The 24,594-nt window shown below is 59.4% G+C and carries 18 protein-coding genes and 1 tRNA gene; 16 read left to right on the forward strand and 3 right to left on the reverse strand.

Annotated features, from left to right (window positions below):
- The first annotated feature begins 81 nt into the window (after nucleotides 1-81).
- The 10 genes from ENJ54_11725 (at nucleotide 82) to ENJ54_11770 (ending at nucleotide 11,451) form a co-directional block, all read left to right on the forward strand.
- Nucleotides 82-1,107, forward strand: coding sequence for a hypothetical protein (locus ENJ54_11725; GenBank protein HFC10501.1), 1,026 nt, complete (start codon nucleotides 82-84; stop codon nucleotides 1,105-1,107).
- Nucleotides 1,108-1,137: 30 nt separating this feature from the next.
- Complete coding sequence (locus ENJ54_11730) at nucleotides 1,138-2,121, forward strand: hypothetical protein (GenBank protein HFC10502.1); 984 nt, start codon at nucleotides 1,138-1,140, stop codon at nucleotides 2,119-2,121.
- Between the two features lie 190 nt (nucleotides 2,122-2,311).
- Entirely contained in the window at nucleotides 2,312-3,805 is a 1,494-nt protein-coding gene (locus ENJ54_11735) for a hypothetical protein (GenBank protein ID HFC10503.1), read from the forward strand.
- Nucleotides 3,802-4,584, forward strand: a complete 783-nt coding sequence (locus ENJ54_11740) for a hypothetical protein (protein ID HFC10504.1) — start codon at nucleotides 3,802-3,804, stop codon at nucleotides 4,582-4,584. The genes ENJ54_11735 and ENJ54_11740 overlap by 4 nt, the downstream gene beginning before the upstream one ends.
- Before the next feature lie 386 nt (nucleotides 4,585-4,970).
- Nucleotides 4,971-5,609, forward strand: coding sequence for a hypothetical protein (locus ENJ54_11745; protein ID HFC10505.1), 639 nt, complete (start codon nucleotides 4,971-4,973; stop codon nucleotides 5,607-5,609).
- A gap of 690 nt (nucleotides 5,610-6,299) precedes the next feature.
- On the forward strand, nucleotides 6,300-6,893 hold the full coding sequence (locus ENJ54_11750; protein HFC10506.1) for a hypothetical protein: 594 nt from the start codon (nucleotides 6,300-6,302) through the stop codon (nucleotides 6,891-6,893).
- Between the two features lie 171 nt (nucleotides 6,894-7,064).
- Nucleotides 7,065-7,430, forward strand: a complete 366-nt coding sequence (locus ENJ54_11755; protein HFC10507.1) for a hypothetical protein — start codon at nucleotides 7,065-7,067, stop codon at nucleotides 7,428-7,430.
- 1,102 nt (nucleotides 7,431-8,532) lie between these two features.
- Nucleotides 8,533-8,775 carry a hypothetical protein gene (locus ENJ54_11760; GenBank protein HFC10508.1) on the forward strand — a complete coding sequence of 81 codons (243 nt, stop codon included), beginning with the start codon at nucleotides 8,533-8,535 and terminating at the stop codon, nucleotides 8,773-8,775.
- Between the two features lie 446 nt (nucleotides 8,776-9,221).
- Complete coding sequence (locus tag ENJ54_11765; protein HFC10509.1) at nucleotides 9,222-9,614, forward strand: tetratricopeptide repeat protein; 393 nt, start codon at nucleotides 9,222-9,224, stop codon at nucleotides 9,612-9,614.
- Nucleotides 9,615-10,197: 583 nt separating this feature from the next.
- Nucleotides 10,198-11,451, forward strand: coding sequence for an MFS transporter (locus tag ENJ54_11770; protein HFC10510.1), 1,254 nt, complete (start codon nucleotides 10,198-10,200; stop codon nucleotides 11,449-11,451).
- 56 nt (nucleotides 11,452-11,507) lie between these two features.
- On the opposite strand, the gene ENJ54_11775 is transcribed toward ENJ54_11770, so the two are convergent.
- From ENJ54_11775 to ENJ54_11785, 3 genes are all read right to left on the reverse strand, one after another.
- Nucleotides 11,508-14,165, reverse strand: a complete 2,658-nt coding sequence (locus tag ENJ54_11775; protein HFC10511.1) for a hypothetical protein — start codon at nucleotides 14,163-14,165, stop codon at nucleotides 11,508-11,510.
- A 71-nt stretch (nucleotides 14,166-14,236) separates the two neighbouring features.
- Nucleotides 14,237-19,399 carry a tetratricopeptide repeat protein gene (locus tag ENJ54_11780; GenBank protein HFC10512.1) on the reverse strand — a complete coding sequence of 1,721 codons (5,163 nt, stop codon included), beginning with the start codon at nucleotides 19,397-19,399 and terminating at the stop codon, nucleotides 14,237-14,239.
- Nucleotides 19,400-19,432: 33 nt separating this feature from the next.
- On the reverse strand, nucleotides 19,433-19,759 hold the full coding sequence (locus tag ENJ54_11785) for a hypothetical protein (GenBank protein HFC10513.1): 327 nt from the start codon (nucleotides 19,757-19,759) through the stop codon (nucleotides 19,433-19,435).
- A gap of 123 nt (nucleotides 19,760-19,882) precedes the next feature.
- Here ENJ54_11785 and ENJ54_11790 point away from each other — a divergent pair.
- The 6 genes from ENJ54_11790 to ENJ54_11815 all read left to right on the forward strand — a co-directional run bounded on the left by ENJ54_11790 (nucleotide 19,883) and on the right by ENJ54_11815 (nucleotide 24,533).
- Nucleotides 19,883-19,964, forward strand: a tRNA-Leu gene (locus tag ENJ54_11790).
- 194 nt (nucleotides 19,965-20,158) lie between these two features.
- The gene (gene tig / locus ENJ54_11795) at nucleotides 20,159-21,649 is read left to right on the forward strand and encodes a trigger factor (protein ID HFC10514.1); all 1,491 of its coding nucleotides are present in this window, start codon (nucleotides 20,159-20,161) and stop codon (nucleotides 21,647-21,649) included.
- Nucleotides 21,650-21,659: 10 nt separating this feature from the next.
- A complete protein-coding gene (locus ENJ54_11800) occupies nucleotides 21,660-22,268 on the forward strand; it encodes an ATP-dependent Clp protease proteolytic subunit (GenBank protein HFC10515.1) in 609 nt (202 codons plus the stop codon).
- A 57-nt stretch (nucleotides 22,269-22,325) separates the two neighbouring features.
- A complete protein-coding gene (locus ENJ54_11805; GenBank protein HFC10516.1) occupies nucleotides 22,326-23,198 on the forward strand; it encodes an HAD-IIA family hydrolase in 873 nt (290 codons plus the stop codon).
- On the forward strand, nucleotides 23,195-24,268 hold the full coding sequence (rlmN, locus tag ENJ54_11810) for a 23S rRNA (adenine(2503)-C(2))-methyltransferase RlmN (GenBank protein HFC10517.1): 1,074 nt from the start codon (nucleotides 23,195-23,197) through the stop codon (nucleotides 24,266-24,268). The genes ENJ54_11805 and rlmN overlap by 4 nt, the downstream gene beginning before the upstream one ends.
- Before the next feature lie 34 nt (nucleotides 24,269-24,302).
- Nucleotides 24,303-24,533, forward strand: a complete 231-nt coding sequence (locus ENJ54_11815) for a FeS-binding protein (protein ID HFC10518.1) — start codon at nucleotides 24,303-24,305, stop codon at nucleotides 24,531-24,533.
- Nucleotides 24,534-24,594 lie beyond the last annotated feature (61 nt).

Raw genomic sequence — 24,594 nt, forward strand, 5'->3', positions numbered from 1 at the left:
ACCCACAGGTGGAAGATAAGAAGATGGTTATCTAAGTAGCAAGTCTCCCCCCGCCGCATCCCCCTTACCATCAATAGCAAAGTGCCGCTGAACCAAGCCGCCTCGGGCCGCACGCCGCAGCCGGGACCGACAAGGCCCGATGGCTCTTTCGACCCCCATCGCGGCCGCGGGCTGTGGGGCAACAAGCACGGCCCCGTGACGCCCACGCCTGCCGACGAAGCATTCGATGCTGAGGTGGGGGATGGACAAGCGGAGTTCGACATTGCCCAAATTTTGGTCGACCAGGAAAACGCAACCCAACGGCAACGTTTGGGGATGCTCAACTGGGGCCTGGCACACCCCTTAGGCAATGTGCCTCCAAAGAAATCTCACGTCAACACCCTTCTCAAGGGAAACGAAATTCGTTGGTCTCGCGACTATTCGCCCGAAGAATGGGCTCGTTTCCACCAACACCAGACCGGCAACGACGACTGCAACGCCTTTGCCTTGGCAATGGCCCATAATCTGGTCTACGCCGATGACCCTACCAAGCCCTACTTTACAGGCGATGAAGTGCAAAAGCGCTTAGAACGGCATTTGGGGCTTGTGCCTTCCTCACCGCGCACATTGTTGCGTTGGCAAATGAAATATGGGCGTCTGCTGCCCTTTGGGCCTGTGCTGGCCCCAAACAAAGTGCCTCGTTTGGGCATACCAACATGGCAGTTTGACAACGCCATAAAGCAGATCTTGCCAGATGCCCATGTCGAGCACTACCAAGGGGCTAAAACAAGTGACCTGAAACAAGCCATCAGCCAGGGCAAGGTTGTGATCGTGGCCGTGGGGTGGGAGAGTAATGGGAAAATCATAACTGAGACCACCCGGGCTGTGAAAGAGAGGATTGCCTACAAACTACATCTACGAACAGAAGAGCCGAAAAGTCCTTTCCCTGCAATAGGGCATTATATGGTGGCGGTGGGTTATGATGCAAAAAATGTGTATCTCCTGAACCCTGTTCTTGTCCCTGATGCCGTTCAACCTATGAATTGGAATAACTTCTTACAGCACTGGAGCCAAGGGAATTTCGCCATCGAACCCAACAGTATGTGGACGATAGACAAGGAGAAATAATTCATGATACGGCAACGGCTCCTTTTGTCTTTGTCCATTCTCCTGGTTGTGATTGGCTGCAGTCTGCCTATTGGCATCGATGTATCCGGTCCCCATCTGTCCCCTATTCCAAAACGAGATATCGTGTTTCAAGTTTACACTTCTTGGAAAGATGAGCGCTCAGGGGAACTGGGCTTTGTCAACCAGGACGGCTCCGGGAAAACAATAATTTCTCCCGCTCGAGAAGGGTACTACAAAGGGTATATTGTACGTGCCCCCTTCTTTATAAATGGGATCTTTGGTTTTTTGGTCAATAATGTTCCTTATGTAAGGTATGGAGGGCTTTTAACTATGTTCTATCAAGGGGAAGTTTTGCCTTGCAATTTCACCTTGGCCTGGCAACCCACTCCAGTGGGAAACAATGGCCTTTTTATGGGGAAGTACCTCTGGGACAAAGATGGAGGCGTTGTGCTTTTTCGACCACTTGAGTCAGGATGCCCTTCGCAAAATCTCTGGAGCGCGGAAGAGATTCAAGAAATGAAAGTCATTCACATTACTGGTTTCCATACTCGCGAGGCTCTCTTGCTTACGGGACGACAAGCCTACGTTTGGGATATAAGCGAACGCCGTTTTCAACACTTGGCTTGGTTGCCCAAAGGATGCGTTGGAGAGTTGAGCCCCGATGACCGACGTTTGGCTTGTCTCATCAAAAAGCCCTCTGAGAGTACATTTACTACGAATATACTTGTCCAAGTATGGGATATGGAAAACCACCAGATGCAACGTTATCATTTTATCCCAGCCGCGTTAATTCCAAATTACACTTATCCAATAAGCGTCTCTTGGTCACCAAACAGCGATGCCTTGGTTTATCATCGTTGTATCAAACCCAATATGGAAAACCCCCTCGCTTGTGAAGAAAAAGGCTACGATAATCTTGGTATCTACATTTGGGACTTGGAGACAAACGAAGAGCGCTTGGTAACGACGGGCGGCGTATTCCCTTACTGGATTAACTGGGGAAGTTCTCCCTAAGAGAAAGGCTGGCCGGCTAAACGTTTCTTTCACGAGCAACTACCCAAGGTGCACGATGTGCCCACCGCGCCCGCGCCGCTGAATGGCGGTGCGGTGGTTGTGGACAACACAGAACAACGCACCACCTCGCCACAGCCGAAGAAGCCGACGACGGTCGCTGGGAAGTTCTTACCCTCGCCCCCAACGGCCAGTGGTCCAAAGATACCGGCGTGCTGACCAACGGCCTCCACACGCTCACCCGGGGCAGTACCCCATCGCCATCACCGTATGGGATTCGTGGGGGCGCTCGTCGGGTGTGCGCGGCGTGATCATCGTCTCTACTCCACCCACAGCCACCCCCACACCCACCCCCACGGCTACGCCTTTGCCCACGGCTACACCCCTTGGGGGGCCGGTGGTGGTGCCCGACCTGCCCACCCCAACCCCCACGTCGCCGCCGGCGACCCCCTCGGCCACGGCCACCCCTCTGCCGCCGCTGCCGCTGAGCGGGCCGGTGATGATCCCCACGTCCATGCCCACCGCTACGCCTACGCCCTTCACCATCCTCAGCGGCCCGCCGCAAGCGCCCGCGCCGCTGAATGGCGGTGCGGTGGTTGTGGACGACACAGAACAACGCACCACCTCACCGGCAGAGGCCCCCAATTGGGCACCTGCCCCTGTGGGGGGCGCGGCTGCCTTTCTGGCAGCCTGGGCGGCGTATGCCCGGCGCAAACGGCTGCAACATGCGATAGAAGAAGCCCGTGAACGCGCCGCACGGGCGGCCTGGCTGGCCGCCCAGCGGATGAAAGCCGCCGCGCTGATGGCCGCAGTGGCGCGCGGCTTGGCAAAGCAGAGGCAAGGCAAGAGCGAAGATGAAACCCCGCCCCGCCACCGCCGCCTCCCCCTCACCATCGACGGCGAAGCGCCCTTAGACCAAGCCGCCTCGGGCCGCACGCCCCAGCCGGGGCCGCCCAGACCCGATGGCTCTTACACCCCGCATGGACTGCGAGACGGCTATGCTCACTCGCAATCCGTTGACCTCGCCGCGTGGAAACAGGCCGACTATGGGCAGATGGCCTTCCACGCTTGTGCTTTTCCCTCTAATCCTGCGCAAGCCACAACATGGTTGCTCTACCGTATGAACCACAACTGCGAATCTGTAGTGACGCAACTCAAGGTCTCCAACGCTTTGGCGTCAGACTTAGCCAAAATGTCGTATCTTGGCCTTGGGCCATTGGCAGCATCTCTCGCGGTTAACCTCTTTGAAGGGAATCTTCTCCGGTGGTTTCAGTTGGTAAAAGGTGGGGCGCCTTTGGATTTCAAAGGCCCTGAGTTGGAAGTGTGGAAATGGAAAGACAACCCGGACCGCCACATCCTTTACATAGCCAATGTCCCTCTCCGTTGGGATGACTTGGCCAATCTCTATTATGGCTACGCTGGACGCAAAGGGGGATTCCCTCGGCTGGTCTTGGAGGCAGGAGCAGGGTTATACAATGGATGGCAATACTACCAAAGACACAAAACATGGCCTTGGTTCTGGTGGAGAACTTGGTTCGATGACCCAAGGGACAATAGGGCTATACGGGCAGGTATGGATGTGTATGAGATGGCTCAAGAAAACGGCACCCCCGTTGATGTACTTATGCTTCAAAAAATCCTGCAGGGTTATTCCCTTCAGTACAACCCAAAAGAGGAGTCAAAATGAATAAATGGCCAAATTACTTATGGGTGAAGCTAAGCTATATGCCCTACGGATTGATACTTGGAGGGCTATTGGTCGCTTTGGCTGCTCTATGGATAGTAGGTACTTGGCGCGTAGGGTATTTTTTGAATAAACGCTCAGAATGGTGCTGTACGTGGGTGCTGGGTATAGGGGGATGGTTAGTATTGACGGCTGGGATATACTTTTTGTTTATTATAATAGATGGCGCTTTCCCTTACCCCCCTTCTCCCAAGCGTCCGGCGTTCACTTGCGACAACTTGGTACTGTCTCAAGAGGAAATACAACGGTTCCTCCCTAATTGGGATATCGTGTTTGGCTTTACTAGCACCGAGCATAATAGGGATTACTACGGCACAATCTGGCAGTGTTCACGTTTCTTCGCTAAGGATCAGGACAAAGTCGACTCTCTGGAACAAATTGAGGCCTTGCGGCGTGTAAAGCCTGTGATTGTGGTGACAATATATCGCTTTAGCGATATTTTTGGCCCTCGAGTGCCTTGGTTAGCGCTAAAAAGCCCCGCTGACGAAGCACCGGAGTTGGAGCGTTCTTTTCATTCCACTTATGCTCGTGTATGGCGACTAAGAAAGATTGAATCGGACTATGTCTTTGAGGCAGTTTACGATGAATTTTATCTTTTTATCGACTTTGAAACTCCCTTACATAGTAGTCCTTCAAGTCAACCCTTCACTTTGAAAGATATTTTGGATTTTGCACAGCGAGAAGATAGGAAAATTGGCGAATTTGTAGAACTGGATTTTTGATAGTATCCAGCTGTTTCTGTAAAAAGGGCAAAAGACGGCGCCTCCCGCGAGCGGGTCTGGCGCTGGGGTGCCCTCGCCCACGCCCACGGCGACGGCGGCGCCGCACACGGGCAGCAACGCCCCGCCGCAGGCACCGGAAGCCCCGCGGCGGCCCTTGGGGCACCTGCCCCTGTGGGGCGGGGCGGCAGCGGCGTTTCTGGCAGCCTGGGCGGCCAGCCGACGCAAAGTGCAACCACGTCATATTGTGATTGCAGCCCTCACGGGAGGTCTTGTGGGGGCTTTGATAGGCGCGTTGGAGGGCGAGGCCTCAGAACTCTTTCGGGTTGCCGAGCACCCCCCCTCGTCGCTTTGCTGCGCCCTCGCAGGAGCTTGATGATCCCTATGTCGTGCCTTTTGTAGATGCCCGCGGTCGGTATGGCTTCCAGCCGGTTTGGGTCTGTCCCGATGATTATGACCCTGCCTGCGCGGCCAATGATGTAGCCTTGGCCGAATTCCTAATTGGCACAGGATCGCACAAGCAGGAATACGGCGTTGTGTTCTCCGATGCGCCTGCACGGCCCTTTACATGGCAGGAAAAGGTGGTATTGATGACGGGCACCATTGATGTGGGCGAATACCTGGAAGGGATCACAGGCGTGGATGGAGCCAAAGCCTTTCGAAGGCTTTATGGCGTATCGGCCGAGAACCCGCTGATTTATCACAAATGCAAACTTCCGCGAAAAGGAGACAACAAGAAAGAAGTGGATCCCTTCTGCCGCTTCGGTCAAGAAAGCATCACCACAGGCATGATTACCCAAAATTCGCATCGCATCGGCATTGCTACCATGTGGCCGAGTTGGGAAGGGTCGGATTGGTTTCTCTTCACGCGAAACAATCTTGTGCATGAATTGGGCCATGCCTTGGACTGGCGCTTGGACGATCCGCATGATCCCAAGGCCACAGGGCGCGACCTGTTGGACAAATGGGTTGGGCGGCAGAACAAACACCGTTCAACACCCCTGCAAAGAGGGAGAGCCCTCTTGTGAGCAGCGGTGGCCTTATGGACGTAGGAGATGTCTGCTTTCCGGAAAACTCTATCCCTACTGCGGTTTTGCCGCTGTGGGGCCGGAGAGCCCCACTAAGCCAACCAGGCGGTACTGGCTTGCCTGGCAGCAGCATCCTGCGCCTACACCCGGAGAACTGTTCGCCGATATGTTCCTCAACGACGTGTATCAGGCCTGGCCGGATCCAAATGAAAACGAAATATCATGGCAGCGATCACAATTTATGAAACAAACAATTCATCCCCTTATTCGAAAAAGTATAGGACATCCAAGCCGTCCTGTTCCGGAAACCCACAAAAGAGAAAGCAGAGAGTTTCCTGTCTTACGATGCAAGCAGGAGGTGGTGCCAAAATGAGGAAACAAACATTTTTGCGGTTTAGCGTTGTGGTCATACTGTTTTTGAGTTTGAGCGCATGCCAGGGGTCAACTCCCCGAGGAACAATGCCTATCCCAACGTCCCAGCCCACGTTCACAGTCACACCCATGCCAAAGCCCACGGCCACCTTGGGCCCCTGGCCCACACGGCGGCCCATAGCCACCTCGACGCCCATACCGCTCTTCCCATTGGAGTACGAGCATGTTCCTGTGACGCCGCTGTCGCCGGAAGCGGTGGCCCGTCGAGCCCGAGACCTGGCCTGTGAGCCGCCCTGTTGGTTCGGCCTGGAACCCGGTGTGAGCACCTTGCAAGACTTGCGGGATTTGTGGGAATCGTGGAGTAAGATCCGTTGGGGTTGGAATGAACAAAAAGAAGCTATTACCGGTCACTTCATCAATCCAGCTTTCTACATGGCTTTTGAAGCTAACCGCCAAGGTCGGTTGGTATTTATGAGAATTGAACCTTTTGGGTTGCCGGAGTATTCTCCTTCAGTTTATTTTCGGGACCTGGGCCAGCCACCTTGGACGGCTCTGTCGGCGGTGTGGAGTTATCCGAGCGAGGGCGAGCAATGGGCACCAAAGGACAGCTTTATTTCGGTTTCCCTATACTTGGGTTATCCCGAAAAATTCGTCGCCGCAGATTTATATATAGGGGATACGCCGGATTTAGGCCTAGAATTACCTCCCCGTTTGCAAGCGTGTATTCCCCACCCCAGGCCCTACATCACTTTCTTCGCTTTTCCAAAGGAAAACTTCACCGCTGCGTGGATTTGGCAATACCAAGATGAAGCAGATCCTCCAGCACGTTTTCTGACTTCCAGAGAAGAAATCTGGCAGCAGATTCTGGAGGAAAAGGACCCTTTTTGTATAACACTGGAATTTGAGGAATGAACCCGACAAAGCAAGGTGTGAATTTTTTTCTGGTCAGCCCTGGCCCAACAAGAGCGCGCTGAAAGGGGGCAGCCGTCCGAGGCCGAAGCAGGCGAAGGTGCAGGGTTGGTGTAAGTTGAGGCGGCCCGGCTGGCCGCCCAGCGCGCCCGCGCGGCCGCGCTCATCGCCGCGGTGGCGCTTGACCAGGCCCGCCGGCGGCTCACCCACCCCGCCCCGGCCGAAGAAACCGACGACGAAGCACCACCCCTGCCGCGCGAAACCGCCCTGCTCGTTGACGGCGAAGTGCCCTTAGACCAAGCCGCCTCGGGCCGCACGCCGCAGCCGGGGCCGCCCAGGCCCGATGGCTCTTGCACCCCGCATGGGTTGCGGGATGGGTATGCCCACTCGCAACCGGTGGACATCGCCTTGTGGAAACAAGCCGATTATGGGCAGATGGGTCACGCACGGGAAGTAACGGAGCAATGGCAAGGGGCTAAGGAAGCCAGTGAGGTTTTTGGTGCAGAAAGAACATTCGCGTTGCCCCAAGAAAAGCATTGAAGCAATTCATTAAACGTGAAAGTGCGCACAACAGTAGAGCACTATATATGGAAGCATTTTTCCCCAAAAATTCCTCACTGTCCTCTAGACGTCCAGGAATAGGCAGAGGTCTTGGAGTACTCTTTACGGCACTCCTCACAAAAGTTGCTGTTTCCCATGCCTGTATTCAAAGCCTACTTACAATGTGCTGAATGGCGTGGGCACAGTATTGGTAGCAACGGGAATTGGCGGGGAAGCCGGGGCAGTCCTTTTGGGTATAAATGGAGCATTACAACTTGCCCAAGTAGCTCGCCTTGTTAAAAAGAAAAAATCTGTGGATCGGGGATGTTTTCGTTACTTATTGTTGGTTAACTTTTTAGATGTGATACCGGGGTTAGGAGTCTTATCAGGATTGTTCAATGCCATTCACTCATGCATTGGGGTATGGGCGTTTCGGTACGTACATAAACTGTGTGAATATCCGTGAAAGGTGTACAACGATGTTGCTGACCCTAATAACCGTGTGCCATTTGATAAAATGTGCTCGAGACACAGAGCGGTCCACACGCATAGTCAAGGTGTCTTTTTGGTTAATGGCAGAAGTGTTAATGTTTTCGTGGATAGGTACCGTTGTATTTATTCTCTCTTTGAGAGAATGCCTTTTCCTAACATCTTCGTTACAATGGTGGGGGGGAATCACGATATTGGCGAGTATGGGACAATGGGGGTTGTACGTTTTAGAGAGGTTTTATCGGAGATTCTTAGAAAGAAAGGGAAAGAAGCAATGAAGAACTGGCAAGTTTTTCTCGTGGGTGAGGCAGCCATTGACGCTTTGATAGGGTGGTATTTTCTTCTCTGGCGTCGTGGTCGGGGATTGTGTTTTTGGCCCATGTTAGCAAGTTTTGGGTTGGTAGGTTGGGGAGTTTTCCTGTTGGCCGCCTTTTTGACCCATCCGAGGTGTATATTAAGCTGGAAATTGTGGCTCACTACGGGAGGGGTTGCCTGGTTTTCCGGGCCCACACTGGTGCTTTGGTGGCTTTACGGGGCGCATCGCTGGCGCTCAGGAGGTCTCATCGCCCAGATTTTTCAAAAAATTTTTGGAAATTGTGGACGACTTTGAGATATGCTTCTTGTCATTACGGATTGTTTTTGCATGTTTGTCTCGGTGGCGGTGGGTGTGGCGGTCGCGACCGTGGTAGCCGGGGTGGTAGCAGTGTTCGCTTCCACATTTCCTTTTCTTGCATTGCCCACGGTTGCTATTGGCCTCACTACGTTGGTGGGTATAGGAATGAGGGCACTCATAGAAGCCACTGGCTTTCCGGGATGGGCTAAAGCTCAGCTCAATCGATTGTTTTCAGGATATTGAGGAGGTAGGTGATGCGCAGACCCTCTTATGTGTCTTGGCCTCTTTGGAAAACCTTGTCCCTGGGGTTGTTTGTGGGTGGCTCAATTAGTTTGATGAGTTGGTTATTCAAATTCCTTTGGGAAGCCGGGCGCTATGCGGGCTTCAATAGCACTCCCCCACATTCCCTCCTTTTACTGTGTGGGATTTGCTCGCAGGGAGTGGGTTCTTGGTGTATCCTTTGTGGAATCGCTTCGCTTGGCAACTCAAGCGAAAAAATGCAGGCTTCTACCGCTGGTTTGGAGATCTATTAGGCGGTGTCTACCTTTTCATGGGGGGCACAGGGGGAGTGCTTTTTGGAATGTATGCAGCCCGACAAAGAGAATATAAATTGGCGCTGTCGGTAATGGGCATTCTGGCTTTGGTGGTGATGATGACCGTTCTGTTAGTAGCCGAGCAGATCTGGCACTATGTCCCTGGGCGAAAGGAGCGGTTGGATGGATTTGGTTGGTATTATTGGAGCATGGATAGGCATGTGGTTGCGGCGCAGGCGGCATTGGGAACAAGAGACCAAGGGGGTCAGAATGGGCTGGTTTCGCAAGACGGCAAAAGATTACCTGGAAGAAGGCACCCAGCACTCCATGCGCGGGGAGTATGGGCGCGCCATCAAGGCTCTGAGCAAAGCGCTGGAAGTCGATCCCCAAAACGCGGTGGCTTACATGCATCGCGGGATTGCATTTCTGAATAGCGGCCAGGCGGAAAAGGCCCTTCAGGATTTTGGGGCAAGCCTGCGTTTGGAGCAGAATGCGCTATGTTACTACAATGCTCATGGTAGTGCCAGCTTTCCAATCCTTTCGAGGTAGCCCTGCCAGATGAGCGGGAGCGTGATGACGCTCCACGCCGGCGACGGTGTCTCTCGCAAAGTCAGCAAACGCCCGCTGACCGGCATCCGATGGGCAGGCTTTTGACAACCGCAGCCAGCGTTTTTATGGTAAGATGGGTTACAGACATGGCCTCTTCTTCTGGGTAAGGTTGAGCAATTCCACTTTACCACAAGTTGAGGCCATGTCCACTTATTGAGCCAACCAAAAAATGGTTAGTACCTTCGCAGTGCAGCACTCTCGCTTTCCCCCGCGGGTGCTTTGACAAAACTTCAGTTTGCCTTGCCAGGTCATTGTGGCCAAAGTCGACCAAACTTGTCGCCGCCGAAAGGGCTGTTTCAGCCTTGGCGTTTCTCCTTTTGGCGTTTATGTCCGCGCCCCTTCCTGGGCTGCGTTCAGCCTCAAACTTGCCTGCAAAAACAATCTCGGTTTGCATCTCAGTGGGGCAACTGCCTCACCGACGCTGAACTATCGTGGGGCTCCAGATCGTACCTTTCTTCCTGACGATTTTTGAGGGGCTCAATATTTGAGTGTTCCCCTTTGAACTTGCCTTGGAGGTGTTGTCGTGAACTGGTGGCGAGACAAAATGTTCCCGCGTTTTGCGCTGTACGGCTTTTTGAAGAATCTCCGCTTTTTCGATCCCTTTCTCATTTTGTTTTTGCGTGATGCGGGGCTGAGTTTTACCCTCATTGGCACGCTCTATGCGATCCGTGATACGGCTACCTATTTGCTGGAAGTGCCAACCGGCGTGTTTGCCGATGCCATTGGCCGCCGGAAGGCCATGCTGATGGCCTTTGGCGGCTATTTGGTGGCGTTTGGCGCTTTCTATGTTGGGCACGATTTTTGGTGGTTTGCCCTGGCGATGGTGCTGTTTGCTGTCGGTGAAGCCTTCCGCTCGGGCACGCATAAGGCTTTGATTCTCGAATACCTCAAGCAGAATAATTTGACGCATTTGAAAGTGGCCTACTACGGCCGGACGCGCTCGGCTTCTCAGTTTGGTTCGGCGATCAATGCTTTGATTGCTGCGGCGTTGGCGTTTTACACCGGCAGCTATCGCATTATGTTCCTCGCGGCGGCGGTGCCGTATGTGCTGGATTTCATCAATCTGGCCACTTATCCCCCTGAGCTGGATGGCGAACTCTCGCGGGTGGAATGGCACGCTATGGGCGATCAGGCGAAGCAGACGCTGGCGGCTTTCAAAAGCATGTTTACCGACCGCAGTGCTTGGAAGGCCATTCTCAACAGTGCGAGTTTCATGGCGTTGTTCAAGGCCAGCAAAGACTACCTGCAGCCCATTTTGGAGCAATGGGCACTGGCGTTGCCCATTTTCCTGGCCTACACGGGCAAACAGCGCAGCGCGGTGGTCATTGGTGTGGTGTACTTTTTGATTTACCAGAGCACCAGTTATGCTGCGCGCCATGCTGATCGCTTCAGCCAGCGGTTTCGTGATCTGGAACGGGCAATTAATCTCTCGTTCCTCGGCGGCGTGGGCTTGCTTTTCTTCGCCGGGTTGATGACCTGGGTCGGTTGGGATGTGGTGGCGGTGATTTCCTTCCTGGGTTTTTACATTTTGCACAACCTGCGCCGCCCGATGAATGTGGCTTACATCAGCGATCAAATCGAAAGCCGGGTGATGGCTTCCGGCCTTTCGGTCGAGTCGGTCGTCCGCACGATTTTGGCTTCTGGCATGGCACTGTTGCTGGGCTGGTGGGCCGATATGTTCGGTGTGGGGCTGGCTTTGGCTTTGCTGGCGCTGACGCTGGCTGTGGCATTCCCCTTTGTGCAGGTGAGCGCTGAGAAGAAAGCCCCTGCTGATTAGCCGTTGCGCCGGGCTTGCGCTGTGTTTTTAGCGCAAGCCCGGCTTTCCCTCGCATCTTACCGCGAAACGCTGACCTTGAGCACTTTGCCGTGGGGGTCCATTGCGACGCGCATGAAATGCCGGTGCGTCATGCCGCCGACGGCAATGCGTTTGCTGACGACGGCTACTTTGCAGGCCACGCGCTTGTTCCCGCGCTGGCCTTTGGCGGCGGTTTCCACCGTTTCTTCGGCCAGCAGCATGTCGATGCCTTCGTGCCCCGGCAGGTAAGCCTCGACCATTGCTTTGATGCGTTTGCTCATGCGGGGCGGCAAGGTCTCGGAGACGGTGGCGCGCTCTTCGGCCAGCGGCGCTTTGAGCGGCTCTTTGGGGCGTAGAACGCCTTTGCCCCACAGGCGTTGCCTTCCAAAGGGGTGATAGAGGGGGTCACCGTAGAGCACGAAAGAGATCAGGGTTTTTTGGTCTTCACCATCCAGGAACCCAAAGCGTTGGTGCATTTGGCGGGCGTAAAGATATTTGGCTTGCCGCAGGGCTTCCCCGGCAGGAAGGCCGAGTTTGAGGCGTTGCCAGAAGAGCGCCCCCAGCAGGTCGGCAGCCGAAAGCGGGGTGGTCACTGCGCCGTAGGCCGTGACGGTAGACCCTACGAAGGCCTGGCTGCCCGCGTAGAGGAAGCGCAGGCACATGGCGTTGTTGGGGGTTTTGTCTTTCAGATAGGCGCCGTAGCAGGCTTCAGAAAAGACCACTCGCGGGGCGTGTTCCCTGGGTGGAAGGTCTTCAGGACGCAGCGCTACGGGGTAATCGGGGGCGCCGGGCAAAGCGCGCGTGGGGTCCCGTTGGCCGTACCAGGGGGCTGCGTCGGCCAGGCCGTGCAGGTTGAAGTAGGCCAGCGTGGTGCGCGGCAGCACGCCCAGGGCTTCGGTGTGCAGCGGCGGTGAGGCCAACAGGGTGCGCGGCGCGCCAATTTCTTTGAACACGGCACGGGCGGCTTTTTCCCACACTTCGGCGGTATAGCCCAGGCTGGCCAGGCGGTGGCGGCGCAGGAAGGGCAGGTGTGCGCGCAGAGCCTGCCACCAGCGCCGGTACCACGCTACGGCGCGCTGACGGTTGCGGTGCTCGGCGGTCATGCGGCGCAAAGCCCCCAACAACAGCGTGGCGTCGCCATCGGCGCTGCCCGGCAGCCGCCCTACCGGCCACGTGGGCGCGAGGTAGTTTTCGTCGATAGCGCCATAAGGGTTGTCGGAAGGTACAATATCGTCTTCGTCTTCCAGGGGGTTAGGCAGATGATGGAAGGGCACGACCTCCGGGCCTCCGACGATGAGTAGCGCGCCAATCATGCTGCCTTTTCGCCCCAGTGCCACGTCAAGCGAGGCCAGTTGCTTTTTTAGCGCCCAGGGGTCATCGGGGGTTACGGGTTTGATGCCGTGTTCGTGGGCCGAGGCGGCGTCATCGGCCAGGAGCACCGTGGCTTCCCAGTCGGGCGCGGTGCCGACGGCCTTAGCCAACGCGTGCATGTGGCGCAGGATGATTTTGGCGGTGTCTTGGCCGTAGTGCTTTTCCAGCCCGCTGCGGGTGCTGAAAATGACATACACGGGGAAGCGCCCTTCGGTGTGAACGAGGTGAGCCATTTTCAACCGGCGGGCAGCCTGGGAAAGCACACGCTCGGCAGCCCGGGCGCTGCGATGGGAAGCCGCGGGGGAAACTGTGCTCGCCGGGCGGGGCGTGCCGGTGCCGCGCGTGGTGCGTGCCGACCGGTTGGAGGGCTCAGCCGACGTAGCCGGCTGTGCCGGGGCAGGAGCCTTGCTGGGCGCAGGGCTGGCCTGGCGCGGTGCGGGCGCGGCGGCTTCCTGCGCGGGCTGCGGCTTCTCGGTAGCCTTGGTGGCAGTCGAAGCAGCCTGCGGCGCGCTGTGGGAACGGGAAGGCTTGCTCTCCGGCAGGCGATTGCGCCCCAGCGCCGAGGCGACGGCAGCAGGCAGAGGAATATCCAGCGGCGCGGCCAGGTTTTTGGGCCAGAGCGCCCAATAAGGGTGGTGTTCCCCCAGCAGGCGGCGCAGCACCTGCCCTGCCGGGTCGGCGGCTGCAACCGCGTGCAGCATGGCAACGCTTTCGGTTTCCTGGCCGCTTTCGGCCAATTGATGGGCCAAAATCAGCCGGAAGGCCAGCACGTCGGGCCAACGCTGGTGATAGGTGCGCGCCAGGTGCAGCGTGGCTGCCCAGTCGTTCTGTGCCCATACCAGCCGCAAGTGCGCTACGGCCAGCAAGGGAATATGCCCGTTGCCCGGTAGCGCAGGGAAAAGGGCCGCCTGGGCGGCTTCCAGGTCGTGTTGTTGCAAGGCGGTGTAAGCCTGTTGGAGGGCAATGCTCCACGCGGGCGGCGTGGCATTGGTAGGAGGATGCCCTAACGCGGCCAGCGCGCCGATAATTTCGGTGCGAGTTTCGGATGGCGCGGTGAGCGGCAAAGCCCGCAAACGCACCGCGTGGGCGGCGGCGTCTTCAGGGTCGGTCAGGGCTACCGCCGAAGCAAGTTGGAAAGCGCGCCCGCGGTCGCCTAACCCCAACAGGGCTTCGGCTTGCAGGCATTGCACTTCCAGGTCGTGGGGAATGGTGTGAAGGTAGCGGTCGGCGGCCTGGCGGACGAAATCCCAGGCGTGCACGTCGATGCCGGTGCGTAACAGGATGAGCCATTGTTGGCGTGGGAGAGGGTTGGGGAAGTCGCTCATAAAAGCCTCGGAGGGTGATGAATTGACGATTGACGATTAGCGTTTTGCGGCTTTAGCCATCCAGAATATTCTTAGGAAGGGATGAGGTTGATCACCGACACGGTTGCCAGCTGGCGGCGGATGCGGAAATCGCCGGGGGCGAGCTGGGCGGCTTTGCGGAACATGTCTTCCGCGTTTTCGTAGTCGCGGACGGCTTTGTAGATCATGCCGGCGTAGTAATAAGGGCGGCTGTCTTGTGGGTCGAGACGCTGGGCGGCCTCTAAGGTTTGCAGGGCAGCAGCGTATTCGCGGCGGTCGCTTTGCACTTGCGCCAGTTTGAGCAACGCTTCTATGTGCTTGGGCGCCAGCCGGACGGCTTCGCTGAAATGATAGAGTGCCTGGTCCAATTGCCCTGCCTCTTTGGCAAGGTTGCCCAACAGCATGTGCAGCCGGACGCGGCTTTCGGGGGGCAGGGTGTCCATGCCACGCAGGGCTTTGCGACCGGCTGCCCGGGCGGCATCCAACTGGCGGCTGGCAGCCAGGGCTTCGGCCAGCCCCAGCCACAGGGTGGGCACATTGGGGCGGGAAGCCAGCAGCCCGCGCCAGATTTCCACTGCTGCCTTGGGGCCGCCGATCTGGCGGTGCAGTTCGGCGCGCAGGATGTTGAGTTCCATATCGTCGGGCGCGTGCGGTAGCGTTTCTTCGAGAAGGCGCAGGGCTTCCTCGGCTTCGCCCAATGCCAGCAGGGCATTGACGGCGTAGCGCGTGGCTTCGGGGTCGAAGGGGTGGCTTTGCAGCCAGCGGCGGGCGTGCTGGAGGGCGATTTCGGGGGCTTGCTGAGCCAGCGCGATCTGAATGCGGAGCATCACCGGTTCGGCGGCGTGGCGCTCGGCGCGGGCGGCGGTTTCGGCGTGCTGGGCAGCCTCGTCCAGCCGACCCAGCCGGAAGAGCACCTGGGCCAGCAGTAAATGCGGCCGCGCGTGTTCGGGGTGGTGGCGCAAGGCCGTGGTCAGCGCGCTGTGGGCGGCTTCCAGGTCGCCACGTGCCATTTCGGCCTCGGCCAACGCCAGGTGGTGGGACAGGTGCTGCGGTTCCAGGCGGACGGCTTCTTGCAGGTGATGGAGGGCTTGTTCCTCGTGGCGCAGGTCGGTGTGGATGGCGGCAGCCAGGGCGTGCCAGCAGGGTTCATCGGGCGCGAGGCGCAGTGCGGCGGTGATGGCCTCTTCCGCAGTGGGCAGATCGCTCAGGCGGTTGGCAAGGCGGGCGACCAAAAAATGGGCTGCAGCCCATTGGGGGCGCTGGTCGCGCGCGTGTTGGGCGGCTTGCAGCGCGATTTGCAGGTCGCCGGTGGGCAGGCTTTCCAGCAGCAAGGCGTGGTGAAATTGCACCATCGGGTCGTTCTGGAAAGCCGGAAGCGCGTTTTGCATGGGCATGCCGCGGCGACGCAGGGCGTCTAACCCCGCGGCGAGGTCGCTGGGGGCGGGTGGCGTTTGCAAGAGCAGCACGTTCAATCGCCCCTGGAACGCGGCCATGCCGCGCGCATACCAGCGGTGCAGCGCCGGGTGTTGGTGGTAGCCTTCGGGGGTAGCCTCGGCACCCAACCGCTGGGCTGCGGTTTCGAGGGCGGTTTGCCATGCCTCTTGTGCCGTGGCGCCCAAGACCTGGGCGTCGGGCAGGGCGGCCACGGCCTCGACCGCCCGGCAGCGGTGGTAACTCTCGGCTTGCAGCGTGAGCAAGCGTGCTTTGCGCAGCGCGGCTGCCGGGCTGTGGGGGCAGGCCTCGGTGACATGGTCGGTGAAAAGGTGGGCAATGTGCCAGCGCCGCAGTTCGGCCGCGGCATCGGCAATGGCTGCCCAGGCCGTCAACGTTGCCGTGGGCGGCAGGGCTTCGCCGGTAGGGGCGGGAGCGTGCTCGACGGCAGCATCCAGCAAGTGTTGCCCTTCGGCGAGATCGACGCGCCGGGCTGTGAGGCGCGCCTGGAGCGCCAGCAGGTGCGGTGATTCGGGCGCGTATTCCAGCCCTTGGGCGATGGCTTCGGCTGCTGCCACTTCGGCCCCCTGATCTAAGGCGGCTTCGGCCTGCGCTGCCAGCCACTCGGCCAGGTGCTCGGCGGTGGCAACGGTGGGAGAGGCTTGTAACAGGTGCTGAGCGCGCTCGGCTTGTAACAGCACCCGGGCCAGCGCGAGGGCTTCCAGCCGCAGGGGCAGATCTTCGGGGTGCAGCACCAGGGCTTCTTCGGCGGCTTGCAGGGCTTTGGGCAGGTTGCCGATGGCGCGCCATAGCCCTACGGCGGCTTTCAGCAGCGAGAATGCCCGTGGATAGGCTTCCAGCGCGCGGCTCAGGGCCTGGGCTGCACGCTGAGGGCGCCCTTGGGCCAGATCATTTTGTACAATGGCGAGATGAAGCGCGATGCGGGCTTCTGTTTCGCCTTCGTCGGCTTCGGGGGCGTGCTGGCCTTCGGTTTGCTTAAGGGCGTGCAGCGCGGCCTGGGTGGCGGCTTCAAAGGCATCTTGATCTTGCAGCGCGCGCACGAGCGCCAGATGCCACTGGGCGGGAGCGTCTTTGTCGTGGGTGGCGCGTTGCAGGCAGCGCACCGCGGCTTCGGTTTGCCCCAGCGCCAGCAGTTGCGTGCCTGCTTCGGCACACCATGCTGGTGTGGTGTGGTCGAGGTCTTGCAAAAAGGGCTGAAGTGCGGATATGGCTTCCTGGGCTTGTCCCAGGGCATGGTGAATTTTCGCCAGTAGCAGGGCAATTTCGGGGTTATGAGGTTGGAGGGCAGTGTTGCTTTCGAGGACGTCGGCGGCGCGAGGGGCTTCCCCGAGGTCTAACAGCAGGCGAGCGTACCAGTGGGCGATTTCCGGGTCGTGGCGGCTGAGCCGCAGGGCGTCGGAACCGGCGTCGATAGCCTGATCGCGGAAATTCAGTTGGCGGTAGGCTTCGGCCTGCAGTTGCCGCAGGCGGGGGGTGGGGCCGTGTTGGAGGGCGTCTTCTATGGCCGCCAGGCCGATTTCTGCCCGCCGAAGCCGCAGCGCCGTTTCTGCCAACCCAATGGCGATAGCCCGTTGCCGATGGGGATGCTCGCCGGGCAGCGCCTGCAAGGCCTGGCGGTAGGCTTCCAGTGCTTCGTCAAGATTTTGTTGCTGGCGATGTGCCTGGGCGAGGGCTGTCAGGATGTCGGCGCGTAACAGCGCGTCTTCGGGTACGGTGGTTTCCTGGGGCAGGCGGCTAAGCGCGAGTTGCAAGGCGTGGGCAGCGCGCTCGGGGTCGGTTTGTGCGGCCAGGAGGGCCTGGGCGTAGAGGTAAAGGTCGTGCGGCGTGGCATCGGGCTGCTGCGAAAAGGGCGCCAGCAGGGCCGCGGCGGCGTGCGGGTCGTCGGCGGCCAGATGTGCCTGGGCCAGCAAGCGCGCGGTTTTGGGCGTGGGCGTGTCGCGGTGGTAGCGGTGCAACAGGTCGCGGGCCGCGGTGGGTTCACCAAGCGCCAGGTAGGTGGCGGCTAAGGTGGCGGCAATGTCGGCGCGTTGAGGGGCCAGATGATGGGCGGTTTCCAGGACGGTGCGGGCGTGGCCGGGGCGGTTTTGGGACAGCAGGTATTGCCCCAGGCGGTAATGAATTTCGGCGTCGTGAGGGAGGGCGTGGGTGGCCGTTTGGAGCACGTCCAGTACGGCGGCTTCTCCCTCGGTTTGGGCTACCACGTCAGCCAGCGCGAGGTAGGGACTGGCGTCGGTGGGGTGGTGAGCAATGGCCTCTTCCAGGTGGCGGCGGGCGGCCTCGAGATGGCCTTCTTGGGCCAGCACTTTCCCCACAATGGTCAGCGCCTGAGGGTGTTCGGGCGCGTGTTCCAGCACAGTTTCGGCAGCGCGACGGGCTTCTTCGGGCTGGTCGGCGCGCAGGGCGAGGCTGGCCAGCGCAAGGTGGTCTTCAGGGGTGGCTTCGGGGTCTTCGGCCAGCAGGCGGTGGTTTTGGAGGGCTTCGTGAAGCAGGCCGGCGGCTTCCTGTGCTTCGGCCAGGCGGCGAAGGCGGGCTGTGGTGGGGGCAAGCCGATGGGCGAGGAAGGCCGCTTCGGCGGCTTCGGCCGGGTGCTGCGCTTGAAGGGCGGTCTCGGCAGCAAGGTCGAGCGCCTGCACGTCGGCGGGATGGGCGGCAGCCAGGCGCAAGGCGGCCCGCGCGGCGGCCGCGGATTCTCCCAGAGCCGTTAAGGTTTCGGCCAGGGTGTGCAGCAGGTCGGCGGGCAGGTCGCTGAGGTGGGCCAGAGCCTCTAAGGCATAGGCGCGGGCGGTTTCGGGGTGACTGTTTTGCAGCAGGTGCGCGGCGGCGACCTGCAAGGCCGGGTGGTGCGGCGTTTCGGGAAGCAGCGCACGGGCTTCGTCGGTGTGGCGGGCACGGTGGCGTGCAAGGGCACGGCGCGCCAGCACCTCGGGGTGGGAAGGCAGGTGAGTTGCGGCCTGTTCCCACGCTGTGAGCGCTGTGGGTAAATCGCCCTGGGAGGCAGCCAGTTGAGCCTGATGGGTGGCTAACAGGCCGCTGAGGCGGCGCAGGTTTTCCCATGCGTCGGCGAGGGCGGCTTGTGCCTCGTCTGGCTGGCCTGTGGCGGCGGCGTGAAGGGCGCGCTGCCATCCGTCGTAAGGGGCTGGAAGGGGCTGAGTGGTGATTTGCGCGGCTACGGCGCGGGCCAGTGCGGGACGGCAGCGTTGGAGATCCCAGGCCGTGGACAGGCGGGGTTCGGGCGGGAGCCGCCGCAGGAATTCAGCCAGGCGCACGGCTTGAATTTCCGGTGGCGTAGGCTGGCACAGCAAGGCGTGCAGCGCCAGGGCAGGGCCGTGAGGCAAAGCAGCGATGGCTTCGAGCAACGCGGGGGCGTCGTCGGCCCACGAAAGCGCACAGGCCAGCGGCGTGCGCCAGGCCGTGGACGGGCCTTCCAGAAATTCGGCCAGGCCTTTCCAACTGCCATTATCCTTGCGGAAGGCCTGCAGCGTCAGCGCCAGGCGGGCGGCGTCGGCCAGGGTCCTCGGCGGCAGGGGAGGGTTTTCGGAGGGGGTGTTCTCTTGTTGGGGAGCGTGTTCCAGCGCCAACCGCGCCAGGGCGCCTGGATGCCAGGCGGTAGGCGTGGCTCCCAGGCTTTCCAACGCGTGTTCCCCCACGCCGCTGTGGAGCGCTTCCCACACTAAGGGGTCGTGCATCAAGGCGGCGACGACCCAGGGGAAGGCATCGGGCGGCAGTTGTTGTTGGAGGGTGAAAAGAAAGGGCTTGGTTGGCATGGGAAACCTCGCAGGATGCGGACGCGAAGCGGGTTAGTGAAGGGGCAAAATATACTGGTAAGGGAAGTACATCAGCGCCAGACCGAGCACGATGAGAAAGATGCCGACGCCAGCGGTGGTTTGCACCAGCCTGGTGAGGGCGCTCACCAGCGCCGAGGCGTTGCCGACCAGGCCAGAGGCATCTTCGACCAGGCCCTTTTGGGCCAGACGGGCAGTGTGCGCTGCCACGCGCTGAATGTCGCGGTTCATCGCGCGGGCAACGAGCACAAACACGCCCATCACGAAGGTGGCCATGCCGAGCAGGAACACCAGACCACCGAGCCACATGCGCAGATCTTGCGGTGTAAGAGAGGTGTGCATGACGAACTCCTTGAGATGGAATGACAGGCGCTCTCGAAGGTGCAAGAGGTGTGCCAGCGGCAGCGGCGGCCCCGCGCGTTGGAGGGGCTGCGGCGCTGAACCGCGGTATAATGAGACCCCCGCGGGCATGTGGCGGAATTGGCAGACGCGACAGACTTAGGATCTGTTGCCGCGAGGCGTGTGGGTTCGAGTCCCACCATGCCCATTGGAAGGCTGCTGGCCTTGCTGGTACGGCGCTGCTGGCGAGGAGGGCTGTGAGGTTGCAAAAACCGCCGCGAGCGCCCGGCCAGACAGGCAGGCGCTCGTTGGGCAATCAATGGAGGCAAAACCGGTGGCTGGGAAGGCCACCGGTGATATAATTGCGCCGCGTATCCCGGATTCTTTTTGTGAGGTAGAGCCTTGAAAGTTACAACCACCATCCGCGAAGACCATCAAGCCGAATTGACGCTGGTGTTGGACAGCCAGGAACTGGAACGCGCCAAGCGCCGTGTGGCGCGTGAATATGCCCGCCGGATGAAAATTCCCGGCTTTCGCCCCGGCAAAGCGCCTTATGAACTCGTCGCCCGGCGTGTTGGCGAGGAAGCCATTCGTGAGGAGGCTTTGGAGCGCCTGCTGGATGAGTATTACCCCAAAGCGCTGAAAGAAGCCGAAATCGAACCTTACGGCCCCGGCAAACTGGAAGAAATCGTTTCGGAAGACCCGCCGACCTTCAAATTGTTGGTGCCGCTGGCCGTTGACGTTGAACTGGGCGATTACCGCAGCGTGCGGCTGCCTTACGAGCCGCCCGAACTCGACGAAGAAGAGGTGGACAAGGTCATCGAGGCTTATCGCCAGATGTTCGCCGTCCTGGAACCGGTTGACCGCCCCGCCGAAGTGGGCGATGTGGTGTATGTCAACGTCCAGGCTTATGAAGAAGGCCAGGAAGACGGCGAACCGCTCTTTGCCGACCAGAACCACCCTGTGCTCATCGAGAAAGAGCCGCACGATGGGGAATGGCCTTACCCGGGCTTCCCTGAAGAGTTTGTCGGCGCCAAAGCGGGCGATACCAAAACCTTGACTTACACTTACCCCGACGACGAAGAAGACGAAACATTGTGGGGGAAGACGGTGGTCGTCAAAGCTGAGGTGGTGGAAGTCAAGGGCCGCAGCGTGCCCGAACTGGACGACGACTTTGCGCAGCAACTGGGCGCGCAGGATGCCGAGGACTTGCGGAAAGGCGTACGCGAATCGCTGGCGCAGCAGAAGCAGCAAACTTACGATGTGGAATACCTGACCTCGGTACTGGATGAAATTATTGCCCAGGCCACCCTCAAATATCCGCCGCAAGTGGTGGAAGACGAGGTGGTAAATCGCTTGAACGAATATCTGCAAGAGGCTCAGCAGCGCGGTCTTTCTTGGGAAGACTACCTCAAAGAGCGCGGCACCGATGAAGAGGCATTGAAAGCGGAGATTCGGGAGGAGGCTGAGCCCTTTGTGCGCCGTCGGCTGGTATTGGAAGCCATCGCGCGCGAGGAAAACCTGGAAGTTGACACCGACAAGGTGCTGGATGCAGCCCGTAACTATCTGGTGCAGATGGCCTCTTCAATGGAGCCTAAGGAAGCGCGCAAGTTGGGGCGCGACAAGGCCTTCATTCAAGACCTGGTGGCGGCGGCTGCCCATGACGAGTTGATAGGGCAGGCCGAGGCTTTTGTGATTTCCCTTGCGAAGGGCGAATTGGAAGCCAGGGAAGCCGCGGAAGAGGATGAAGACAGCGACGAGGAAGGCGAGAAAGCCGAAGTGGCAGCCGCACCCGAGGCGCAGGAAGGCGAAACCGGGGCCGTTGAAGCCGAGGCCGCCCCGGCCGACGAAGAGGCTGCTGAGGCGGCTTCCACCGACGAGCCGGAAGCGTAAGGAGGCCAACATGATGGACCCGCGGGCGGTAATCCCAATGGTAATTGAAAGCTCTGGGCGCGGCGAGCGGGCTTACGATATCTTTTCGCTGTTGCTCAAAGAGCGGATTGTGTTCGTGGGCACGCCAATCAACGATCAGGTGGCTAACCTGATTGTGGCGCAACTGTTGTACCTCAATCGCGAAGACCCTGAAGCGCCTATTCAGATGTACATCAACTCGCCGGGCGGTCAGATTTATGCCGGGCTGGCGATTTACGATACCATGCAGATGATTACCAACCCTATCAGCACGGTAGCGGTTGGCCTGACGGCTTCGTTTGGCACGGTGCTGTTGACGGCAGGTACCAAGGGCCAGCGGTACGCTTTGCCGCATGCGACCATTCACATGCACCAGCCACTGGGTGGGGCGCAAGGGCAGGCTTCGGATATCGAGATCCAGGCTAAAGAGATTTTGCGCTTGCGGGAGCGCCTGAACGAAATTCTGGCGCACCACACCGGCCAGCCGCTGGAAGCCATTGAGCGTGATACCGAGCGCGATTACTACATGAGCGCGCAAGAAGCGGCGGAGTATGGCCTGGTAGACAAAGTGCTCGAGCCGCCGCCCAAAGCCGAATTGTAAAACGCATCATTGACCGCGTCGGGCTCGCCCCGACGCGGTGTTGTTTGGGAGTGCAGCATGCCGATTCGTGCCTTGATTTTGGACATGGACGGAGTAGTATGGCGTGGCAGCCAGCCCTTGGGTGACTTGCCGGCCTTGTTTACGCGCCTTGAGGCGCTGGGGATTTCGTCGGTTTTCGTGACCAACAATGCCACGCGCTCGGTGGAGCAGTACGTTGAGCGTCTGCGAGGGTTGGGGCTGGAAGTTTCTGCTGACCGTATTCTCAACTCGGCGCAAGCAGCGGCGCACGCGTTGGCCGAGCGGCTGCCCGCGGGCGCATGGGTGTATGTAATTGGAGAGGGCGGGCTGCGGGAAACCTTGAAAAACGCTGGATTTCGTATAGCCAATAAATGGCAAAAACAATGGCTCCAAAAACCTCACCCCAAAAACACACCCCAGGCCGTCGTTGTTGCCCTTGACCGCGAATGCACCTACCGCCAAATTCGCGCCGCCACTTTGCTCATTCGTCACGGGGCACTGTTCATCGCGACCAACCCCGATCGCACTTTTCCCACGCCGGAAGGGCTGGTGCCAGGAGCCGGGGCCATCATTGCAGCCGTTGAAGCCGCGACCGACCAACCCGCGCTCGTGGTGGGCAAACCCAAGCCACTGCTCTTCCAAATGGCGCTGGAGCGGCTGGGCACGCGCCCGGAGGAAACCCTTGTGGTAGGGGACCGGCTGGAGACCGACATTGCCGGCGGCCAAGCCGCCGGATGCCGCACAGCATTGGTGCTTTCCGGCGTCACCTCGGCCGAGCAGGCTGCCCGCTGGGAGCCGGTGCCCGACTTGATTGCACCCGACTTTACCGCGGTGGTGGACTTTCTGGAGCGGGAACGCCACTGGCAGGGGCAGCGCGTGGTCCAGGTGCCTTCCCCCAACAAAAATCCATGAGTAACCTGAGTACCCTGATTTACGACCTCGACCTCAATGATTTGCAGGCGTGGGTCCAGGCCCAGGGGCAAGCGGCCTATCGCGCCCGCCAGCTCTGGGAGGGGCTCTACCGGCATTTGTGGGCTTCCCCCAAAGACTTCACACCGCTGCCCAAAAGCCTGCGCGCGGCGCTGGGGCGCGATTTCACCTTCGAGGCCTTCCAGCCCGCGGCGACGTTGGTCTCTACGGATGGCGAAACCCACAAAACCCTCTTTCGCCTGCCCGATGGGGCGCAAATCGAAACCGTGCGGATGCGCTACGTACGCCGGCGTACCCTGTGCATTTCTACCCAGGCGGGATGCGCAATGGGGTGTGCTTTTTGCGCCACCGGCCAAATGGGGTTGCAACGCAACCTGAGCGCCGGCGAAATTGTGGCCCAGGTGCTTTACTACGCCCGCTGGCTCAGAGAACGCGGCGAACGCGTCACGCATATTGTCTTCATGGGCATGGGAGAACCTTTCCACAACTACGATGCCACGCTGAAGGCCATTGACATCCTCAACCACCCCCAAGGCTTTGCCCTGGGCGCCCGCCGCATGACGATTTCCACCGTGGGATTGGTGCCACAAATCCGGCGTTTTACCGCCGAAAAGCGCCAGGTCAACCTCGCCATCTCCCTTCATGCTGCTGACGACGAATTACGCTCCTCGCTGATTCCCATTAATCGCAAATACCCTCTCAATGCGCTCATGGACGCTGTGCGGGATTACACTACCACCACACATCGCCGCGTGACTTTCGAATGGGCACTGATTCGCGGCCTGAACGACACAAAAGCCCAGGCGCGCCGTCTGGCCGCCTTACTCAAAGGCATGTTAGCGCATGTCAATTTGATTCCGCTCAACCCCACACAAGGCTTTCAGGGAGAAGCCAGTTCCCACCAGCGCGCCCGTGAATTTTGCCAGGTGCTCACCGATGCTGGCATTCCCTGCACCGTGCGCTTGCGGCGCGGCATTGATATTCAAGCCGGTTGTGGACAACTGGCGGCTCGCGAAGGCGACAGCCTGGATTTTGTGCTAAAATCACCATAACAAGGCCGTTGCTCATGGAGGCAAGGAGGCTGCGATGAAAGAGACGCTTGTTCGGCTGGTGTATCCGCCCGACCTGCTGCGTGTGCCGGTGCTCAATCAGCTCATCCAGCGGTTCGACCTGACGGTGAATATTTTGCGCGCGCAGGTGGGCGCCGAAGCGGGGTGGATCGAACTTCAAATCGGTGGGGAAGACGCGACCGTTGACGACGCGCTGAACTGGCTTCGAGAACGGGGAATTTACGTCCAGTTCATTGAAGAAACGTAAATGCAGGAAGCCGCGCTCCTCGGCGCGGCTTTTTTGTCAAGGGTGTTGCCTTGCACATGTG

It is taken from the genome of Chloroflexota bacterium, from assembly GCA_011322445.1.
In the GTDB taxonomy this organism is placed as follows: Bacteria; Chloroflexota; Anaerolineae; order Anaerolineales; family DRMV01; genus DRMV01.

Excerpts from the sequence above, each read along its gene's own strand:
- ENJ54_11740 (HFC10504.1), top strand. The coding sequence starts at position 3,802 with ATGAATAAATGGCCAAATTACTTATGGGTGAAGCTAAGCTATATGCCC.
- ENJ54_11765 (HFC10509.1), top strand. The coding sequence starts at position 9,222 with ATGTCCCTGGGCGAAAGGAGCGGTTGGATGGATTTGGTTGGTATTATT.
- ENJ54_11775 (HFC10511.1), bottom strand. The coding sequence starts at position 14,165 with ATGAGCGACTTCCCCAACCCTCTCCCACGCCAACAATGGCTCATCCTG.
- ENJ54_11800 (HFC10515.1), top strand. The coding sequence starts at position 21,660 with ATGATGGACCCGCGGGCGGTAATCCCAATGGTAATTGAAAGCTCTGGG.
- ENJ54_11805 (HFC10516.1), top strand. The coding sequence starts at position 22,326 with ATGCCGATTCGTGCCTTGATTTTGGACATGGACGGAGTAGTATGGCGT.
- ENJ54_11785 (HFC10513.1), bottom strand. The coding sequence starts at position 19,759 with ATGCACACCTCTCTTACACCGCAAGATCTGCGCATGTGGCTCGGTGGT.
- rlmN (HFC10517.1), top strand. The coding sequence starts at position 23,195 with ATGAGTAACCTGAGTACCCTGATTTACGACCTCGACCTCAATGATTTG.
- ENJ54_11815 (HFC10518.1), top strand. The coding sequence starts at position 24,303 with ATGAAAGAGACGCTTGTTCGGCTGGTGTATCCGCCCGACCTGCTGCGT.
- ENJ54_11780 (HFC10512.1), bottom strand. The coding sequence starts at position 19,399 with ATGCCAACCAAGCCCTTTCTTTTCACCCTCCAACAACAACTGCCGCCC.
- ENJ54_11760 (HFC10508.1), top strand. The coding sequence starts at position 8,533 with ATGCTTCTTGTCATTACGGATTGTTTTTGCATGTTTGTCTCGGTGGCG.